Here is an 18,847-nt window from a genome sequence, read left to right on the forward strand (position 1 = left end):
CTTAAATATAATTACACTTATTTTCCTATTATTCTCTCTATTATTTTAGATACTTCTTCTATTTTTTCATATTCATCATCTTTAAAAGAATTTTTTATGCAACTATTTAAATGATTTTTTAGTATAATCAAATTCGCCTTTTTTAATAAAGATTGAGATGATATTATCTGATTTGATATATCTATACAATATCTTTCATCTTCTATCATTTTCAAAATTCCATCAATTTGCCCTCTAGCAGTCTTTAGATTATGCACAGCAATTTCTTGATTCTTATTCAAAAGCACCACCTCCATTACCCCACCCCCCTATGCGGGGTGATTATGATTTTATTTAAACATATACAAATATTCTTGTCAATATCATTAATTAAAATTTAATTTCCACAGCCACCTCTACGATTTTGAATATTTTGATTTGCTGTTTTTTCTAATGATTTTAAATCCACATCATTTATATCATCTACTACAACTATTTTGCCACTTAACATACCCATCCAACATGTAAATTCAATTTCACTAATTTCATTTGGTGTGAATTTCACTTCACTTTTCCCCTCTTTAACTTCTATTTTTGAATCCGTTCCTTGAATTATAATTGAATTATTGCAATACGTAATTTCCTCTCCATTTATAACCCAATTAACAGGTATATCTTTTTGTACAACTAAAATATTGGGACTATAACCACTAGAATTTACATTCATCTCGACAACTTGGTTATTGTTTTTTATATCTGCAATTGCAGCTTTATTTTCTGATTGAATGCTACAATATCCCGAACTATTAAATTCTTCATTATAGTTTTCTTTTGAATCAAGTGTACTACTATCAACATTATTTAAATCATTAACAGCATACAGTTTTATTGTAACCATTCCCATCCAGCAGCTTATAGTTATAGGTCCTTCTGTATCAGGTATAAATTCAATAGTCCTATCTTTGGTTAAATCTTTTTTTATTCCATATTTCGAAATCCCAATTGGATTATTGCATCCATTTAAACTTTCTACCTTCAGATTTATTTTTACCGGTTCTCCTACTTTAACAACTTTAGAATCCAGTACATATTCACTATTCTTAACCGTTAAATTAACTACTTGTTTTCCATTTTCTACTTTTGCTACTTTCATATCTTTTGTTGAATTTTCAAATATAGGCACCTCTAATTCTACTCCTGATAAAGCTAACCCTCTATTTGCCATTATTATACCCAATACTATAACTAATACAGAACTAATTTTTAATATTTTTTTATTAAGTCTAGCTCCAAGTATTGAAGTTATCGCGCCAAAGCCAAGCATAAGAGGAACTGTTCCTAAACTAAATAAAAACATTGATAGAGCTCCTTTTACGAAGCTTCCTGTTCCTAAAGCATATAATTGCATTGTTTGAAGAGGTCCACAAGGCATAAATCCATTAGCTATACCTATAAAAAAAGGTGTTAAAGCATTATTCTTTTTTATATTGTTACTTATAAATTTAGGAGTTACTAGTTTAAATTTAAAAAATCTAGGAATATGAATTATATTTAACATTTTCATACCTAATAAAATCATAAATATTCCTGCAAAAATAGCAACAATGCCTTTAAGTTGACCTGAAGGCGTTATTATTTGTCCTAATCCACCAACTATACCTCCTATTAAAGTGTAAGAAATTACTCTTCCTGCATTATAAAGTATAGAGTTTCTTAATTTATTTTTTGAATTGCTATTCACACTTTGAGAGAGCGCAATTCCTCCACACATCGCAATACAGTGAATTGAAGTCAACAGTCCAACTATAAAAATCAACCCATATCCCATTTCTTCATTTACCTCTGGAATGTAGTTGAATCCTATTGTATTTTTTATAATATAAAAAATACTAAAAATTAATATTAATAGTCCAAAAGTAGATTTTCTTGAACTATTTGATTTTTCAACAACTTCATATCCTTTATTTTTAATTGTTTGCTTTAAAATATTCTCATTTACTTTGCTTTCATCATAAGTTATCTCAACATTAGAATCTTTAAATATTACATTTACTTTAATAACTCCCTCAACTTGTATCAAAGCATCTTGTATAATGTTTTCGCAGCTATTGCAAACAATTCCATCTACATACAGCTTAATTAATTTCATAACCTCTCTCCTTCATTTTTCAATATCCTTTCTATTTGTTATATATTTAATATTATTAGCAATTTGTGTGCCAACCTTTAAGTTTTAACTTAGATAGTTCCAATTTTTTGTAATAATTTGATTATCACCCTTTATAAAGTGAAACTTAATTCAGATGGAGTTTTAGAACTTTTAGCTTTCGTATAAATCCATTTTAATACGATTACAAATAACTCTAAGACTTTCATCTTGTATGAATAATCGCTCAGAGCATACATCTATTTTAAGTAAGTTTGACTTGATTGTAATTTGATATGTGTTATATGCTACACAAGATGTGTTTTTTAGCCCAAATTAAGAATTGTATAATTTCCTTATAAATCAAAATGAGAATTCTAATAGTAGAATTCTCATTTCTAATTTATATTATATTTTTCCATTCTATATATAAGGGTATGTCTTGTAACTCCTAAAAGTTTAGCTGCTTTTGTTTGATTATGATCGCATATTTTCAAAGCTTGCAGTATAAAGCTTTTTTCTATTTTTTCTAAATTTATTCCGTTTGAAGGTAATTTGAATTGAAACTCTTTACTGCTTTCATATAGTATTTCTCTAGGCAAATCATTTTTATCAATCAATGTACCTTCACTCAAGATAACCAATCTCTCAATTATATTTTCAAGTTCTCTTATGTTTCCTTTAAAGCTATAATTACTAAAAATATTTATTGCTTCTGTACTGATGTCCATACTATCTCTACCCATTTCTTTGCAGTATTTTTCTAAAAAATACTCAACTAATAATTTAATATCTTCCTTTCGTTCTCTTAAAGCAGGTAGTTGTATAGGTATCACATTTAATCTGTAATATAAATCCTCTCTAAATGTACCGTCTTCAACCATTTTTTTTAAATCCTTATTTGTTGCAGCTATAATTCTAACATCTACATCGATAGTTTCCGTGCCACCTACTCTTTCTATCTCTTTTTCCTGTAATACCCTTAAAAGTTTCACTTGAACAGATAGACTTAATTCTCCTATTTCATCTAAAAAAATACTTCCTTTATTTGCTCTTTCAAATCTTCCTAATTTTTTGCTTACAGCTCCAGTAAAAGATCCTTTATCATGTCCAAACAACTCACTTTCAATCAAGTTTTCCGGAAGAGCTCCACAATTTACTGTTATATATGGTTTATCGCTTCTATCACTACTATAGTGCACAGCACTTGCTATTAACTCTTTTCCTGTTCCACTTTCTCCCATTATTAATACCGTTGCATTAGTTTTTGAAACACGCTCTACTATTTGCATTACTCTTTTCATATGAGAGCTATCACCTATTATTGGTTTGCCTGTAATATTTCTTATTTCTTCTTTAAAAAAATCTATTTGTTCCTTCATATCTCCAATTTCGAGTGCTTTTTTTATTTGAATTTTCAACTCATCTATATCAAATGGCTTTGAAATGTAATCTAGAGCTCCAATTTTCATAGCCTCAATAGCAGATTCCATTGTGCCATGGGCTGTGATCATAATAACAGGTATTTTTGAGTTTATATTTTTTATTTCTTTTAAAACGTTCATACCATCCATTTGTGGCATTTTAAAATCTAACAATACAAGATCAGGTTCATGTGTCTTAAATTTTTCTAGTGCCTCTAGTCCATCTGATGCTGTAATAATTTTATATTCTTTCCCTTTTAATGCTCTTTTTATAGCCCAAAGCATATTTTGTTCATCATCTGCAATTAATATCTTCTTCAATTTTTTCGTCTCCTTCCTGATACTTAGACGGAATATAAATATCAAGCTTTGTTCCCTTTCCAATTTCACTTTCTACATTTATATATCCTTTATGTTCTTCTATAATTCTATGGGTAATAGATAATCCAAGTCCCGTTCCTATATCTTTTGTAGTATAAAAAGGCTCAAATATTTTTTCTAATTTATTCTTAAGTATACCAATTCCTTCGTCTTCAAAGGATATCTTGACCCAATCCTTTTGTATACATAAATCTATATTGAGATTTCCTCCACTTTGCATAGCATGTACAGAATTGAATATTATATTTACAAAAGCTTGCTTTAGTTTTTCTCCATCTATTAATATATTTTTATCTTCTTTACAAATATAGTTTATTTTCACATTTTGTTGCTTTGCATATTTATTAGTAATTAATACTATATCTTTTAGTAATTTATCAATACTTTGAATTTTGATTTGACATACACTTGGTTTTGCAAAATCTAACAACCCTTTAATTACAGAGTTGGCTCTATCAATCTCATGAATAATAATACCAATACCTTCTTTTATTTCTTCCTCTTCCATATTGTTAGCTTTAATATCTTCATTAATTGTTTGAGATATAGTTTTTATAATACCTAATGGATTTCTAATTTCATGTGCTACGCCAGATGCTAACTCTCCTACAGCCGAAAGTTTATCTGCTCTTCTTACTTGATTTTCAAGCTTTTTAATTTCTGATATATCTTCTATTATAAGTACTAAACCCTCTATTTTTTCTGTAATATTTTTAAGAGGATACACCAATAATTCCACATCCAAAATATTTCCATTTTTACTCTTACACTTAGTTTCAATATTTAGCATTTTTTTATTTTCTTCAAGTACATCTATTAAAAAATTTTCAATTTCTTTATACTCAATAAATAAACCATCTAGTGTCTTTCCTAAATAGTATTCATCTAATTTAAATAGTTTTTCACCTTCTTTATTTATAGATTTTATCTTTAAATCTCTATCTATAGCAATAAGTCCATTCGTTATACTATTAAGTATATTTTGTGTGTACTTTTCAAGATCTGTTACTTTTTTTATTTGAATTCGTAGCATCAGTTTCTTTTTGAAATCTGATTCTGCTAAAAAACCTGTTATACTTCCTATAATAACAAACATTACAACTTCTAAAATTTGGTTTAAACTTGCCATATTAATCTCTGTAAAATAAATCAGCATATGAGGAGCATAAAATAAGAAGACAATTAACGAAGCAAATATACCTCCTCTTAGCCTGAATTTATAAGCTGATACAATGATTGGAATGTAATATAGTCGTCTATAAAAATCATGAATGTCCCATTTTGTAGCTGTAGTAAAATAATGAAGTAATGTTATAATAACTATATTTAATCCAATAAAAATTATATCATTTCTATTATTTTCATTTACCATAATTATATCTCCTTGAAATTTACTATTTATTTCTATTTTATCACTAGAACAAGTCTACTTATCTAACTTATTTTCACAATAAGGACATACCTTCCATGTTTCATGCACATTTGATTTACAAAAGGAACATTTTTTTTCTTCTTTTTTAAAATACATTATTAAGACTAATGCTATAATCGTCATTACAGCTAAATAATACAATCCCATATATCTCAATCCATGCATACCACTACCGCACATGCCCCTACTATATAAAAAATTATTTTGATTATAATACAAATATATAAATAATAAAATAATGCATATAAATATTCCTATTATAAATTTTCTTTTTTTCATAGTTATCCCTCCCTAGTCTATAATCTGTAATTAAAGCAATAATCATGCCATTTCTATAATTACAAAACCAAAAATATAAATTTTAAATATAATATAAAATAAAAAAAATGCATATCAATGCATTTTTTATTTTTACTTAATTTTTATTGTTTAAAATCATAACTGAATTTTAATATATAAATCTATCTTTTTGAAGTTGACCACCCCATTAAATCATATACGATTCAATATCCTAAATACGCTTCTATAAATTGTAATACCCCAAATATTATAACAAAATTAGCTATCCATCCTGTTATTATTTTATAATACATTAACCATATTGATACTAATCCTAATCCTGTCCTTATAATTCTATCTGTATTTCCTAAGTTTTTTTTAAAATTTAATTTCAAATTTTTGCACCTCTTTAGTTATTATTCTTTTTAGCAACATATATTTTTTTAAAACTATCTATAGTACAAAGATAAACATTTTTTATATCATCTATATTATACATAATCAGATTATTCATAAGCCACATTCTGTCTACTCCTGATCTAGCTAAATTTTCTTCAAATAATTTGCCATCATTTATAATAACTAAAGGTAAATCTACAGGTTTAGCAAATAAGTTAACATCTATTGGAGTAACATGCCTATGTGATTCTTTTTTTATAATACTAAAATGACCATTTGGCTCTAAAATTGCATACTTAACTTCTGAGATATCAAAAATATTTTTAATTCGTAATTCACTCAAAAGTAAATCAATATTTATAAAATGTTTTTTCATATTTTTCCTCATTATCTTTCCATTATCTACCAAAATAGCAGGTTTCCCATTAAAATATAAAGATATTTTTCTATTTTTTAAAGATATATAATCAAATATAAAGTGCCATAAAAATAAAGTTAATAATGGTATAATTATATATGTAAATGAAATTTCTCCATCTAGTAAAGGTGCAACTGTAAGAGCACCTAATATCCATGCAAGTATAAAATCATATGCAGTTAGCTGATTTATAGTTCGTTTTGGTATATTTCTTCCTACTAAAAAAACTATAATACCTACTATAAAAGTTCTTATAATAAATCCAACTAATGATATTTCTTTTATAACTCCAAAAATCTGTGGCATTAAATTCCCTCCTATATATTTATATATAACTTTTTATTTGGAGTTAAAATCCCTAGATAAACATCTTCTATGTTATTTATATTATTAAACTTAAGCTCACCAATAATCCAATCATAATTCAGATTATTATTGTTAAGAATTTTCTGATCTACTTTTCCATTATAAATTACAATTTCAGATAAAATATCTTGAGACGGCTCTATTCCCATATCTTTTTTAATTACAGGAAGAGTATTGTTATTTAATGCTATACTAAAGTCACCTGTTGCTTCGAATATCAAATATTCTACTTTTTCAATATTAGAAGCATCTTTTTGTCTTAATATAGAAAATATATTATCAATTGTTAGCTTTGTTTTTGAAAGATTATCCTTTATCACTTTCCCATTTTTAATTAATATAGTTGGTTTTTGAGAAGCAATGGATGGCAATTTAAAATATAAATATGATATAAATAAATTAATCAAAGTATATACAATAATTATAAAAATTGCATCTACTAACCTTGCTTTTGGATTTACCATACGAGCAGCTGCAATATGGCTAATTCCAGCTGCCATTAAAAAATTATATGGAGTTACTATTCCTGGTTGTCGAAACCCCATCATTTTAGCTGATCCAAACAACATAAAATATAAAATGGATGTTCTGATAAATAACTCTAATATACCAAATTTTTCTCCTTCAAAGAAAATAGTATGTATATCCATAAAATCACCTTTTGTATAAAATTTATTTAAAGATAAGCTTAATAAAAATATTAAGCTTATCTTTAAGTTTATTTAACATTGTACATCCCATGGCTATTCATATAATTAAAAAGTTCTTCTCCATGTTTTTGTTCATCTTGTTGAATATGTTGAAAAGCTTGTCTAACTGCTGGATTTGCAGATTCAAAAACAGCTGTATCATAAGTACTTGAAACATATTTTTCTGTAGATAGTAAATCTCCACAAAGATTTTTATCATTTTCATTATTCATAGTATCTTGAGAAGCAGTTTGATTTTGTTGCTGTTGAGGATGTGCCATATTTGGCTGCTGACCTTGAAGTAACTGATTAATCATGTCAAGATGATGCTGCTCCTCTGTAGCAATTTTATTGAAAACCTGTTTCAATTGCTGACCTTGAGCTTGTTGAGCATATTTTTGATATTTTTGAACACATAACCCCTCTTGAATTTTTCCATCTTCTAAGTACATTCTTTCTTTTTGACTAAGTTGTATTTGCATAATTACACCTCCTTATTATATTTTTAGCAAAAACAAATATATTATTCTCGTACAGCGAATTTTAACAGCAGTGAAACTGTTTATCATGTAATAAATTTCATCTCATTTTGAATAATCAAATAATTATATTTGCATATAATAATCATAAGATTTATATAGGAGGGTTTTATATGGCTACAGTTAATAAACTAGAACAAGCTTTAGCAAGTGCTCAAGGATTATCGGCACAGCTTAAAACATTTTCAATGGATACAAATGATCAACAAGCTAAACAACTTTTTAATCAATTAGCACAAACTACTCAGAATACAGCTCAATCACTTCAAAGCAGACTTGATTTTGTAAAATCTGAAGAACCTCAATATAGAGAATAAGTATAAAATAAAGCAGTCCATTATTCAAATATTGGACTGCTTTATTTTATCTTGTACTTCTTATGCTCCTCTATGTTAAGAGCAAAGATTAGAATGTCTTTTTATTACGTTATTATCTTTTTTAAATTTTTTTCATAGATAATTCTTAAAAGAATCCCACTCATTATACATAGAATTAGTATCATTAGTGCTGAATGAAAGAAAAATTCTTGAGGTAATAATCTTATAATAGGATCTGTTTTTGGATTAAAAATCCAATACTCATTTCCAAAGAATATTTTATGAAATATTGTAAAACTTATATCAAAATTAATATTAAAAATCAACAATAATACCAAAGGAGTAGTCATTAATATAGTAGATACTTGCTTTATAAAATAAAATTCCTTTTTTTTATATTTCATATATATTCCTAAAATACTTAGAACTAAAGTAACCCATAACAGTCTTTCTAATATAAGAAATATTTTTTTTACTTCTTTAAAATGAATTTTTCCATTTTTAGAGTAACTCAATGATGGAAGATGAAAATCTTCCTTTTCTTTGTTTTCCAAATAATCAATAACATAATTATAATTTTCTATAATTTCTTCTTTTTTTAAATCGGACTGTTTTTCAATATCTAAATATTTAATGTCCATATAATATGTAGTATAGAGTTAAACTTTGTAGTTGTATCTACTACAAAATTTAACTCTATACTGCTCTCTATACCTTTTTACTTATTTATTGTATTGTCCTAAATACTGGTTTGCTATCTTAACTGCCTTTTGGTGATTAGGTTCTACTCTGTTACTACCATGAGTCTTACTTAATAAAAAATGAATGTCAAAATGGCCCTCCATATTATTATCACTTATAAAATCTGATCCATGAGGCATACCATCCATAGATGCTGGAATTTTTATACCATCAACTTCAACAATAATAGGTCTTCTATCCCAAGACCATTTGCCCCCATACAATTCTTTCATAATTCTTGTATCTTCTTTGGTTAATGTTTCTGTATCTGCGTGGTTAGTTCCATAAGTTCTCTTTGCATTAAATTCTTTTCCTGTATATACATCTATAACTTTAAAAGTAGTTCCTCTTGGAATTATATTTGTTATCTTTCCAAACCAAGTCCAATTAGAAACAGTATTCTCTACAACCCCTCTACTCACAGGAGTTATTGTTTCTTTTATTTTATTTAATTCAGCTATTGTATTCTTTCCTGCTATTCCATCTGCATAGAGATTTCTATCTCTTTGAAATTTTTTTACAGACTCTTTAGTTATATTTCCAAAATAACCTGTTGCCTTATAGTTAAAATAACCTAAATTTTCTAACCTTTTTTGAAGTGATACAACTGATTCACCCCTCATTCCAGCTTTTAATGTTTGTGTTATGCTAATTTCATTATCCGCATAAATACTATTTCCGGTTAGAGGTTGTATAAATAGACTTAATCCTATAATTCCTGTAATTATTTTTTTCTTATTCATTATTTCCTCCTTGTTGACATTTCATTTTAATTGTGTCGTTTTTTCTAATTAAATTAAAGCAATTATTATGCCAATTTTTCTGAATATAACAAAAAAAATAAGAATGCTTACTTATAAAGCATTCTTATACACTCTCAATCTTTACTAAAATTTTATTCGGTAAACAAACAATACTTTGGTATTTTTTATCTATCCAGCCAATTTCAGAGCAAATTTTTCGTGGACATATTCTTTTATCCATCTCAAGCATCCTTGCCCTCCCATTTTTCACTTCAACATATCCATCCTCATTATTGAACTCAAACTTATATATTCCTTCTGTTTTATTATCAATCAAAATTTTGTCTACAATTTTATTTTCTACATTTATTACTACATATTTTTTATCCATATCTATACTTACTTTGTTAACAAATGTCATCCCTCCAATACTAATAATTACCACTAATAAAATAATAATTATATCTCCTTTTTTCATACTGTATAACTCCTTTTTATTATGTTTGTAAGTTTTCCAACATTAATTGTTTTATATCCTACACACCCTATAAAGACTAGTCTTATTTTGAATATATTTTTTATCTCATAAAATGAAAAATAGAAGTTATCATTACTCCCGTAGCTAATAATGTGAATTTTAAAAGACCTATGATTTTATTATAATTACTTTCTTTTTGGTATTGCATCCCAATGCCTCCTTTATGTACTAAATATATTAAATAATTATTTATATTAAGCAATATATATACCATTTTGTGTTTTATATCAAAAAGTCGCTAGCTTTACATAACTAACGACTTTTTATTATTATATTTTATCTTCTTCTTTTAAAACTTCATTCATGCTACCAGTTCTATAACCAAGTAAATCTAAAGTTACATAATCAAAACCTATATTTTTAAATTCATTACCTATTTCATCCATTATTTTCACATCAAAAATCTTTGCTCTTTCATCTTGTGCTATCTCTATTCTAGCAATATCGCCATGGTGTCTTACTCTAAATTGCTTAAATCCAATATCTCTTAAGTAATTTTCAGCTTTATCTACCATTGAAAGCTTTTCTAAAGTAATTTCTTGCCCATATGGAAATCTAGAAGATAAACAAGCAAAAGCTGGTTTATCCCATGTTGCTAAATCTAATCTCTTAGATAAATTTCTTATGTTGTCTTTAGTTAAACCTGCTTCTTTAAGAGGGCTTATTACTTCTAATTCTTTTGCAGCCTTCATACCTGGTCTATAATCTCCTAAATCATCAAAGTTAGACCCATCCAGAACATATTTTACCCCATGTTCTTTAGCTACTTCTCCCACTTTAGAAAAAAGTTCATGTTTACAATAATAACATCTATTTGAAGGATTTTTTGTAAATCCTTCTATTTCAGTTTCTTCTGACACAATTACAATCTGCTTTATACCTATTTCATGTGCCAGTTTTTGTGATTCTTTGAATTCTCTTTCTGGATAAGTGGATGACTTTGCTGTTACAGCTATCGCTTGGTCTCCTAGTACATCTTTACATACTTTAGATAAAAAAGTGCTATCTACTCCACCAGAAAAAGCTATTGCTACACTTTCTAAGTTTTTAATAATATCCTTAAGTCTTGTATATTTCTGTTCTAAATTCAATGTCTACCCCACCTTTAATCTTCTGTATATCCTATTATGTCTTTTACAACTTCTGATGCAATAATCAACCCCGCAACAGACGGAACGAAAGATACACTTCCTGGAATTTGTCTTCTTTCTAAGCATGTTCTATCTTTATTTGGGCAAATACAGTTTGTTTTACAATCTCCACCTACTACTTTTGGTGTTATAGGCTTTTCCTTAGAATATATAACCTTTAATTTCTTTATTCCTCTTTTTCTTAGTTCACTTCTCATAACTTTTGCTAGTGGGCACATTGATGTTTTATATATATCTGTAACTTCAAGCCTAGTTGGACTTAACTTATTTCCTGCTCCCATACAGCTTATAATCGGTATATTTTTGTTATTACATCTTTCTATTAGATCTAATTTTGCAGAAACCATATCTATAGCATCTATAACATAATCATATTCATTAGAAAGTAACCTTTCAGCACTGTCTTTATTATATAATTCTTTAAATATTGTCACTTCTACTTTAGGATTAATTTCTAACATTCTTTCCTTCATCACTTCTACTTTTGACTTTCCAACAGTCTTTCTCGTAGCATGAATCTGTCTATTAATATTTGTAAGACAAACATCATCATCATCTACTAATATAAATCTTCCAACACCACTTCTAACTAATCCTTCTATTGCAAAAGTTCCTACTCCTCCTACTCCAAATACAGCTACAGTACTTTTCTTTAGTTTACCTAATTCTTCTGTACCAATTAACATCTCTGTTCTAGAAAATTCATGTAACATTTTAACACCTCTTAACTTAACTTCTGTATTTTTATCATTTTGATAGAAAAAGATTATCATATTCAATTACTTTAGTCAACAATATGTCATCGTAATTATATTCCTATATTTAATTCTTACCTTTTCCCATTAAGAATTTCTCTCTTTCTTTTATATTCATCTTCATCTATTTGACCATTTGCATATCTTTGATTTAATATTTCTATACCAGTATTGCTTTTTTTATAATTCTTTTTAATCATATCTGCAATAAACCAAACAACTCCTATAATAAATAAAAATCTTATTCCCATATATAAAAAACTCCATGGCCCTCCTAATGTATATCCAAATCCACATCCAAACATATCTAATCCTCCTTATATTAGTTTCACTTTATATACATAGCAATAATAATGCCAAATGTTATAGTATATTTAATTTACCAAGCAATAAATTGAAATTTTAATTTTACGATTGCTAATTATCTTTATATTAATCCGTCAAAATAAGTAAGTATATTTTAGTTATTAAATGAACACTTGAGATTATTTTTAATAATTGTAGGTTTTGACACAATTTTTGTGGTATATTCTTCATTCCATACATTCTTTTTATATTTTATTGACTTGGTATAATTTTTGCATATAAACTTATATAGAAAGGGGTGTTTTTATGGAAAACATAGGAAAAATTATAGAAACAAAAGATAATTTTGCAAAACTAGAAGTAAGAAGAACAAGCGCATGTGGTGAAAAATGCTCTAGCTGTAAAGGTGGATGCAGTACTACTGGAATATATATAAATATAGACAATACTATAAACGCTAAACCTGGTGATTTTGTCAAAATCGAAACAGAAACAAAATCTATTATGAAGGTAGCATTTATAGTCTACCTATTTCCTTTATTTATGCTTATATTAGGTATTTTCTCTAGTTCTTTTATTTATAAACAATTTAACATCACCTTCTCATCAGAAATATTTAGTTTCCTAGTTGGATTACTGTTTATGGGTGTATCCTATATAATAATTAAAATTATAGACTTAATGTATCAATCTAAAGGAACACTTCAGTATAAAATGATAAAAAAATTATAAAAAAAAGATGCAGCTAATTTAAAGATTTAAATTAGCTGCATCTTTTTTAAATTTATTACTTTTTAACTTTTATTCTATTGATACTACTTCATAACCAGCCTCAATAACTGCTTCTTTTAACGTTTCATTATCTACTTCATGCGCTAATTCTACTACTGCTTTTTTCTCATCAGCACTCACCTCAGCACTTTTAACTCCAACTATACCCTCTAACTCTGTTTTTACTCTACCTGAACAATGCCCACAACTCATTCCTTCAATATTGATAACTTTTTTCATTTAAATAACCTCCTTTAAATACTATCTAATTATTTACACTATATTTCTGTTTAATTTTATAAGAATTAAATTACACTTCATTCTTACTGTTCTCTTAATAAGTTACTTTATACTCATCAATCTATATTTTTTACAACTAGTAAATTCGCACTTTTTTAGGAATAATTTCTACTAATATAGAAGATGTTAAGTTGAAATTTATGAATAATGATGAAATAGTTTTTAAATAATCATATCGAATTATTTTTATTTTTTATTGACAAACGATAAATTTCCATTTATTATAATAATACAAATAAAAAATTCGTCTACTCGCTAACGCACTGACTCATATCGCCAACGATCCCTACAGGCTCCGTTGCTCAAAAATAGTTGCAAGTGTAGTTCTTCCATCAATATTATCCACAGAACGAATTTTTTATAATCCCTTAGTAAATAAAAAGAATCGAGGTTGATAAAATGAAAAATAATTTTAGTCCTAAAATTTTAAATATCATTGTAACATTAGGAGTATCTATTACATGTATCCTTTTTTTAGGAACTCCACCTATTGTTACAGCATTTTTGAAAAGTCAATTTTCTTTGTTAGATCATGGCTTAGTAATGACTATTTCAAGTTATCTTTATTTACTTGAAGCTCCATATGTTATCGCTTTATTTAAGCTAAAAAAACTTTCTAGTTTAGTTGTGAAAAATAATCCTTTTTCTATCGAAAGCGTTAAATCACTAAAAGTTATTTCTATATGTTCTTTTAGTGAACTTATTCTTGTTATTGGATGTAAAGCATATTTAACCCACTCAGTTAAAGACTTCAATAATATCCCATTAGCGTTTCCAATGCTTGCATTAACTGTTGTTTGTCTAACAATAGGTTTTTTGTGCCTAGTATTATCACAATTATTTGAGATAGCTATAGAAATTAAGGAAGAAAATGATAAAACAATTTAGAAAGGGATGTTGATATGCCAATTATAGTAAATATAGATGTAATGATGGCCAAAAGAAAAATTAATTCTACCAAACTTTCACAAAAAATGGGAATAACTATGGCTAATCTTTCTATTCTAAAGAATAACAAAGCAAAAGCAGTTCGTTTTTCTACACTAGAATTATTATGTAAAATCTTAGATTGTCAGCCTGGTGATATTCTAGAATATGTAGATGAAGATGATGAAAGATTAAAATAATATACTTATCCTCAATTAGGGTATGTAATTTCCTACTTATTATTACAAAAGCAAAGACTTTATAACTAAAGTCTTTGCTTTTGTGATATAACTTTTATCTATAATATTAGAGTGTATAAATAACTTCATGGCTTCATATACTTATTTTATTATGTTAAAAATATATTATTCATTTCCTATGTTCTTTTTTATCAGTTATTATAACTTAAACTTCGATACTTCTTCTTTCAATTTATCTGCATTTTCTCTAGCTTCATTTGTTTTCTCAATTATATTATATGATTGTTTAGTTACATCATTTATTTTTCCAGCAATATCAACTGTACCTTCTGCTCCTTCACTTGAAGCCTGTGCTACCTGTTCTATAGTCTTTAATACTCCATGAATAGATACTAATAATTCTTCTGAAGTTGTACTAAATTCTGTTACAAGTGCATCTACAAATTCTGCATCTTTACTATATTTTTGTACTACATTAAGCATTATCTTATAATCATTATCTACATCCTTTGATAAAAAGTTTAATATATCATTAGAACTATTTGATAAATTATTTACTGATTTCATTACTTTTTCTGTTATAAATTTTATCTCTACTACAGTTTCCTTAGACTGTTCCGCTAGCTTTCTTATCTCATCTGCCACTACCGAAAATCCTTTACCAGCCTCTCCTGCTCTTGCCGCTTCAATTGCTGCATTCAAAGCTAACAAATTAGTTTTTTCTGTTATTTGCATAATTGCTTCTGATAAAACATTTATTTGATTTACTACGCTTGAATCTTCTATTGCTTTTTCTAAAATACCTTTTGTTTCTAAAAATATATTTAAAGCTTTTTCATTAGATTCTGTAAAATTGTTTTTGATATTTTCTGCTCTTTTACTAATTTGTCCAGCTTCTATAGCGCCTTGTTGGGCTCTTTCTGCGATAGCTTGGACTGCATTTTCAATTTCAACAGATGTTGCATTCATCTCTTCTGAAGATGCTGCTGTTTCCTGCATTCCTGCTGATAATTGTTCTGTTGTAGTAGATACACCCTCTATATTACTATCTAGATTATCCATATTTCGCGAAATATGATCTACTATTGTTATAATGTCATCACCTTCTTTTTTAACATTAATAATTAAAGTCTTTAAAGAGGCTTGCATTCCATGTATACTCCTTGCAATATCTCCAATTTCATCTTTTCTTTTTTTAAATTGCTCTGGAACTTCTAATGAAAAATCACCTCCAGCAACAACTTGTAAATGATTTATAGCTAACAATATTGGATTTGATATAGATTTTGAAATAATTAAAGTTAAAATAATTGCTATAATTATAGAAAATAATAATTGAATCCCAAATGATTTTATTGATTTAGAATAATTTTTATCATTTTGTACATTAACTTTTTGTGCTGTCTCAATATTATATTTTGCTAAATCTCTTAAATTTTTTTGAAACTCTACTTCAAAATTTTCAATAGAATCAAATGCTTCTAATGCTTCCTTTTGTTTTCCCTCTAAAGCCAAATTTATAGCAATTAATCTACCTTCTCTGTATTTTTCAAGATTACTTTCTAAAATACTAATTCTATCCTTTTCATATTGATCTAGTTTAGTTTTTTTGTATAATTGCCAATTCTCAGAAGATTTCTTTATTCTTTTGTCTATATCTTCTATTTTCTTTTTCTGAACTTCTTTATCCTGCGTATCTAGCATTATACAATATATATCTGCCTCTACAGCTCTCGCTTGATTTCGATTGTCATTTAAGTACTGTATTGCCAGCAACCTATCTTCATACAATGATGTCATTTCTTTATTTGCCTTTAAAAGATAGTAATATCCTGTAGCCCCCATTATGCATAATATCAATATCATGGTAATTGAAAATGCTAAGATTTTAAATCTAATTCTTAAGTTATTTATCACCTATAAATTCCTCCCTATTTCCTCTATAATTTCCGTTACGAATTTCAAAAAAGTCTACAATTAAAATCTTTAAAGTAAAGACTTTTTAATATTTATTCATATTCAAATACCTTATCTGAATTTTAACATATTAGAAATGAAACTATATAGTGCTTTGTTTTTTTATCTACAGATTCTAAGTTATTTTTACAAACTCTGTAATCATCTACTATATTATACTATTTTTTCCTATAAATGTCCAAATTATGTATATATATTAAATAATATAGTTTCAAATAATAATATTACCGCTCAAATATATTTGTTAGAGTTTATGCTATAGCTTGTTGAATTAGCCGGACTTTCACAACCAAGTCATCACACATTCTGCGCACACCAAAAAAGGGAATTGTATATTTTTATACAATTCCCTTTTCACTCTATTTCTTACCTTGTACTTTTTTTCCGTGCATTTCCTTCATTCCATCTATTTCATCACATATATCACTGAAATTGCATGAATGACAATCAAAGTCTATATCATCAAATATTGTGTTAAGAGCTTTAATTATTTCAGTAACCTTTAGGCCTACTTGAGAAATACTATTTATTAATTCTTTATTTCCTACTATAAATATAATTTCTACTTCTTCTACAAAATCTTTCTCTTTATAAGCATTAATTAGCTCACTACCTAGTGTATTAAAAGAAAAACCTTTTTTTAAAGCCTCTTTACTTACTCTACACCACTCTCTATTTCTTTGATTAGTAGCCCTTAACATATATCCTTTAAGATTTATATTTAGTCTTAGACTTTCCATTTCTTGAAATATTTCATATGCTTTTTCTTCATCATAATCTTTGGTTTTTATTAAAGTTATTTTTGCATAATCTATTGGAGAGTTTTTTATCTCATTTAAGTCTTGACCTATAACTGTAATTTTATTATCACATACTATACTGTCGTTATTTGTCCACATTATATATGATGCAGATTTCGTTTTAGGATGCCCTAGTTCTACACCAACATCTGATTGTAGTATTAAATCACTCGATTTTAGTTTATCCCAATTAGAATTTTTGTTTACTTCATACTCTTTATTTTCAAAACGTTTTATATCAGTCTTTATATTTTGTATGAAATTATCAAAAACTTTCATTATAACTTCCTATCCCTTTTTATATTATCATAATAGTTATCTGCAATAGGTTGAAGTGATTTTATAAGCTTCATATCTAAATTAAATATATACACTATGAATAAAGTAAAATATGCACCTACAATAAATTTAATGATTGATATTAATATATCCACATGAATCCCCCTCCTTATTTACCTTGAGCCAAACCTTTTTGTCTAGCGTATTCTGCTGCTCCTAATGCTCCCATTAATTGAGGGTCTGTAGTTAAATCAGTGATTTTTATCTTTAGAACCTTTTCTATAGCTTTCTTAAGTCCTATATTCTTAGCACATCCACCAGTTAAAGTAAACTCAGGCTCCATACCTGCCTTTTTGCACATTACGAAACATCTCTTTGCAACTGAAACTTGTATTCCTGCTGCTATTTCATTCTTAGGCTTTTTCTCTCCTACAAGACTTATAACTTCACTTTCTGCGAATACACTACACTGAGCAGTTATAGGAATAACTTTATCTGTAGTTAATGAAAGCTTTGAAAACTCATCAAGACTTAACTCAAAAGCATTAGCCATTGACTCAAAAAATCTTCCCGTTCCAGCTGCACACTTATCATTCATAGCAAAGTTTCTAACCGTTCCGTCAGTATCAACACTTATACCCTTTACATCTTGTCCACCAATATCTATTATAGTTTTGATTTTAGGATTAGTGACATGTACTCCCATAGCATGACAGCTTATTTCTGAAACATTTTCATCTGCAAACGGAACTTTATTTCTTCCATAACCCGTACCAACAAGATAATTAAAATCTTCTACGCTATCTATTCCATTACAATTTTCAAGAGCTTGTCTTATAGTTTCTTTTGAGGTTTCTTCTGGATCTATTTTACTTCTAACTATAGCGCTTGAAATCAGTTTACCCTTTTCATCTAAAATCACACATTTTCCATAAGTTGAACCTACATCACAACCACAAAAATATTTACTCATAACATATACCTCCTTTT

The 18,847-nt window shown here is 27.3% G+C and carries 24 protein-coding genes; 4 read left to right on the forward strand and 20 right to left on the reverse strand.

The window, feature by feature from the left end:
- Positions 1-17: 17 nt before the first annotated feature.
- The 9 genes from WJW32_RS08245 to WJW32_RS08285 form a co-directional block, all read right to left on the reverse strand.
- On the reverse strand, positions 18-296 hold the full coding sequence (locus WJW32_RS08245) for a metal-sensing transcriptional repressor (RefSeq protein ID WP_340257225.1): 279 nt from the start codon (positions 294-296) through the stop codon (positions 18-20).
- 80 nt (positions 297-376) lie between these two features.
- Positions 377-2,128 (reverse strand): urease accessory protein UreH domain-containing protein, encoded by a 1,752-nt coding sequence (locus WJW32_RS08250; RefSeq protein ID WP_340257226.1) that lies wholly within the window; start codon positions 2,126-2,128, stop codon positions 377-379.
- A 395-nt stretch (positions 2,129-2,523) separates the two neighbouring features.
- Positions 2,524-3,870 (reverse strand): sigma-54-dependent transcriptional regulator, encoded by a 1,347-nt coding sequence (locus WJW32_RS08255; protein ID WP_340257229.1) that lies wholly within the window; start codon positions 3,868-3,870, stop codon positions 2,524-2,526.
- Positions 3,845-5,302, reverse strand: coding sequence for a two-component system sensor histidine kinase NtrB (locus WJW32_RS08260; protein WP_340257231.1), 1,458 nt, complete (start codon positions 5,300-5,302; stop codon positions 3,845-3,847). The genes WJW32_RS08255 and WJW32_RS08260 overlap by 26 nt, the downstream gene beginning before the upstream one ends.
- Before the next feature lie 54 nt (positions 5,303-5,356).
- A complete protein-coding gene (locus WJW32_RS08265; RefSeq protein WP_340257233.1) occupies positions 5,357-5,641 on the reverse strand; it encodes a hypothetical protein in 285 nt (94 codons plus the stop codon).
- A 224-nt stretch (positions 5,642-5,865) separates the two neighbouring features.
- The gene (locus WJW32_RS08270; RefSeq protein WP_340257235.1) at positions 5,866-6,036 is read right to left on the reverse strand and encodes a YgaP-like transmembrane domain; all 171 of its coding nucleotides are present in this window, start codon (positions 6,034-6,036) and stop codon (positions 5,866-5,868) included.
- 14 nt (positions 6,037-6,050) lie between these two features.
- Positions 6,051-6,764 (reverse strand): DUF421 domain-containing protein, encoded by a 714-nt coding sequence (locus WJW32_RS08275; protein ID WP_340257237.1) that lies wholly within the window; start codon positions 6,762-6,764, stop codon positions 6,051-6,053.
- An 11-nt stretch (positions 6,765-6,775) separates the two neighbouring features.
- Complete coding sequence (locus WJW32_RS08280) at positions 6,776-7,474, reverse strand: YetF domain-containing protein (RefSeq protein ID WP_340257239.1); 699 nt, start codon at positions 7,472-7,474, stop codon at positions 6,776-6,778.
- 68 nt (positions 7,475-7,542) lie between these two features.
- A complete protein-coding gene (locus tag WJW32_RS08285; RefSeq protein WP_340257241.1) occupies positions 7,543-7,995 on the reverse strand; it encodes a spore coat protein in 453 nt (150 codons plus the stop codon).
- 170 nt (positions 7,996-8,165) lie between these two features.
- Here WJW32_RS08285 and WJW32_RS08290 point away from each other — a divergent pair, with 170 nt between their 5' ends.
- Complete coding sequence (locus WJW32_RS08290; RefSeq protein WP_340257243.1) at positions 8,166-8,369, forward strand: DUF1657 domain-containing protein; 204 nt, start codon at positions 8,166-8,168, stop codon at positions 8,367-8,369.
- Positions 8,370-8,473: 104 nt separating this feature from the next.
- Here WJW32_RS08290 and WJW32_RS08295 read toward each other — a convergent pair whose 3' ends face one another.
- The 6 genes from WJW32_RS08295 to WJW32_RS08320 all read right to left on the reverse strand — a co-directional run bounded on the left by WJW32_RS08295 (position 8,474) and on the right by WJW32_RS08320 (position 12,602).
- The gene (locus WJW32_RS08295; protein WP_340257245.1) at positions 8,474-9,010 is read right to left on the reverse strand and encodes a TIGR01906 family membrane protein; all 537 of its coding nucleotides are present in this window, start codon (positions 9,008-9,010) and stop codon (positions 8,474-8,476) included.
- An 81-nt stretch (positions 9,011-9,091) separates the two neighbouring features.
- Positions 9,092-9,853 carry a peptidoglycan-binding domain-containing protein gene (locus WJW32_RS08300; protein ID WP_340257247.1) on the reverse strand — a complete coding sequence of 254 codons (762 nt, stop codon included), beginning with the start codon at positions 9,851-9,853 and terminating at the stop codon, positions 9,092-9,094.
- 124 nt (positions 9,854-9,977) lie between these two features.
- A complete protein-coding gene (locus WJW32_RS08305) occupies positions 9,978-10,331 on the reverse strand; it encodes a NusG domain II-containing protein (RefSeq protein WP_340257249.1) in 354 nt (117 codons plus the stop codon).
- Positions 10,332-10,660: 329 nt separating this feature from the next.
- Positions 10,661-11,482, reverse strand: a complete 822-nt coding sequence (gene larE, locus WJW32_RS08310) for an ATP-dependent sacrificial sulfur transferase LarE (protein ID WP_340257251.1) — start codon at positions 11,480-11,482, stop codon at positions 10,661-10,663.
- 14 nt (positions 11,483-11,496) lie between these two features.
- Positions 11,497-12,255, reverse strand: coding sequence for a tRNA threonylcarbamoyladenosine dehydratase (locus WJW32_RS08315; RefSeq protein WP_340257253.1), 759 nt, complete (start codon positions 12,253-12,255; stop codon positions 11,497-11,499).
- A 116-nt stretch (positions 12,256-12,371) separates the two neighbouring features.
- Positions 12,372-12,602, reverse strand: a complete 231-nt coding sequence (locus WJW32_RS08320; protein WP_340257255.1) for an SHOCT domain-containing protein — start codon at positions 12,600-12,602, stop codon at positions 12,372-12,374.
- 307 nt (positions 12,603-12,909) lie between these two features.
- Between WJW32_RS08320 and WJW32_RS08325 the strand changes: the two genes are divergently transcribed.
- Positions 12,910-13,335 (forward strand): SoxR reducing system RseC family protein, encoded by a 426-nt coding sequence (locus WJW32_RS08325; RefSeq protein WP_340257257.1) that lies wholly within the window; start codon positions 12,910-12,912, stop codon positions 13,333-13,335.
- A 69-nt stretch (positions 13,336-13,404) separates the two neighbouring features.
- Here WJW32_RS08325 and WJW32_RS08330 read toward each other — a convergent pair whose 3' ends face one another.
- Entirely contained in the window at positions 13,405-13,614 is a 210-nt protein-coding gene (locus WJW32_RS08330; protein ID WP_340257259.1) for a heavy-metal-associated domain-containing protein, read from the reverse strand.
- 459 nt (positions 13,615-14,073) lie between these two features.
- On the opposite strand from WJW32_RS08330, the gene WJW32_RS08335 reads away from it, so the two are divergent.
- Positions 14,074-14,562, forward strand: coding sequence for a DUF2975 domain-containing protein (locus WJW32_RS08335; protein ID WP_340257261.1), 489 nt, complete (start codon positions 14,074-14,076; stop codon positions 14,560-14,562).
- A 14-nt stretch (positions 14,563-14,576) separates the two neighbouring features.
- The gene (locus tag WJW32_RS08340) at positions 14,577-14,801 is read left to right on the forward strand and encodes a helix-turn-helix domain-containing protein (protein WP_340257263.1); all 225 of its coding nucleotides are present in this window, start codon (positions 14,577-14,579) and stop codon (positions 14,799-14,801) included.
- Between the two features lie 198 nt (positions 14,802-14,999).
- On the opposite strand, the gene WJW32_RS08345 is transcribed toward WJW32_RS08340, so the two are convergent.
- From WJW32_RS08345 to WJW32_RS08360, 4 genes are all read right to left on the reverse strand, one after another.
- Complete coding sequence (locus tag WJW32_RS08345; protein ID WP_340257265.1) at positions 15,000-16,718, reverse strand: methyl-accepting chemotaxis protein; 1,719 nt, start codon at positions 16,716-16,718, stop codon at positions 15,000-15,002.
- 419 nt (positions 16,719-17,137) lie between these two features.
- On the reverse strand, positions 17,138-17,857 hold the full coding sequence (locus tag WJW32_RS08350; protein ID WP_340257267.1) for a hypothetical protein: 720 nt from the start codon (positions 17,855-17,857) through the stop codon (positions 17,138-17,140).
- The gene (locus WJW32_RS08355) at positions 17,857-18,012 is read right to left on the reverse strand and encodes a hypothetical protein (protein ID WP_340257269.1); all 156 of its coding nucleotides are present in this window, start codon (positions 18,010-18,012) and stop codon (positions 17,857-17,859) included. The genes WJW32_RS08350 and WJW32_RS08355 overlap by 1 nt, the downstream gene beginning before the upstream one ends.
- A gap of 14 nt (positions 18,013-18,026) precedes the next feature.
- Positions 18,027-18,830, reverse strand: coding sequence for an acyl-CoA dehydratase activase (locus tag WJW32_RS08360; RefSeq protein WP_340257271.1), 804 nt, complete (start codon positions 18,828-18,830; stop codon positions 18,027-18,029).
- Between the last annotated feature and the right edge of the window lie 17 nt (positions 18,831-18,847).

It is taken from the genome of Tepidibacter sp. Z1-5 (assembly GCF_037844525.1).
Lineage (GTDB): Bacteria > Bacillota > Clostridia > Peptostreptococcales > Peptostreptococcaceae > Tepidibacter_A.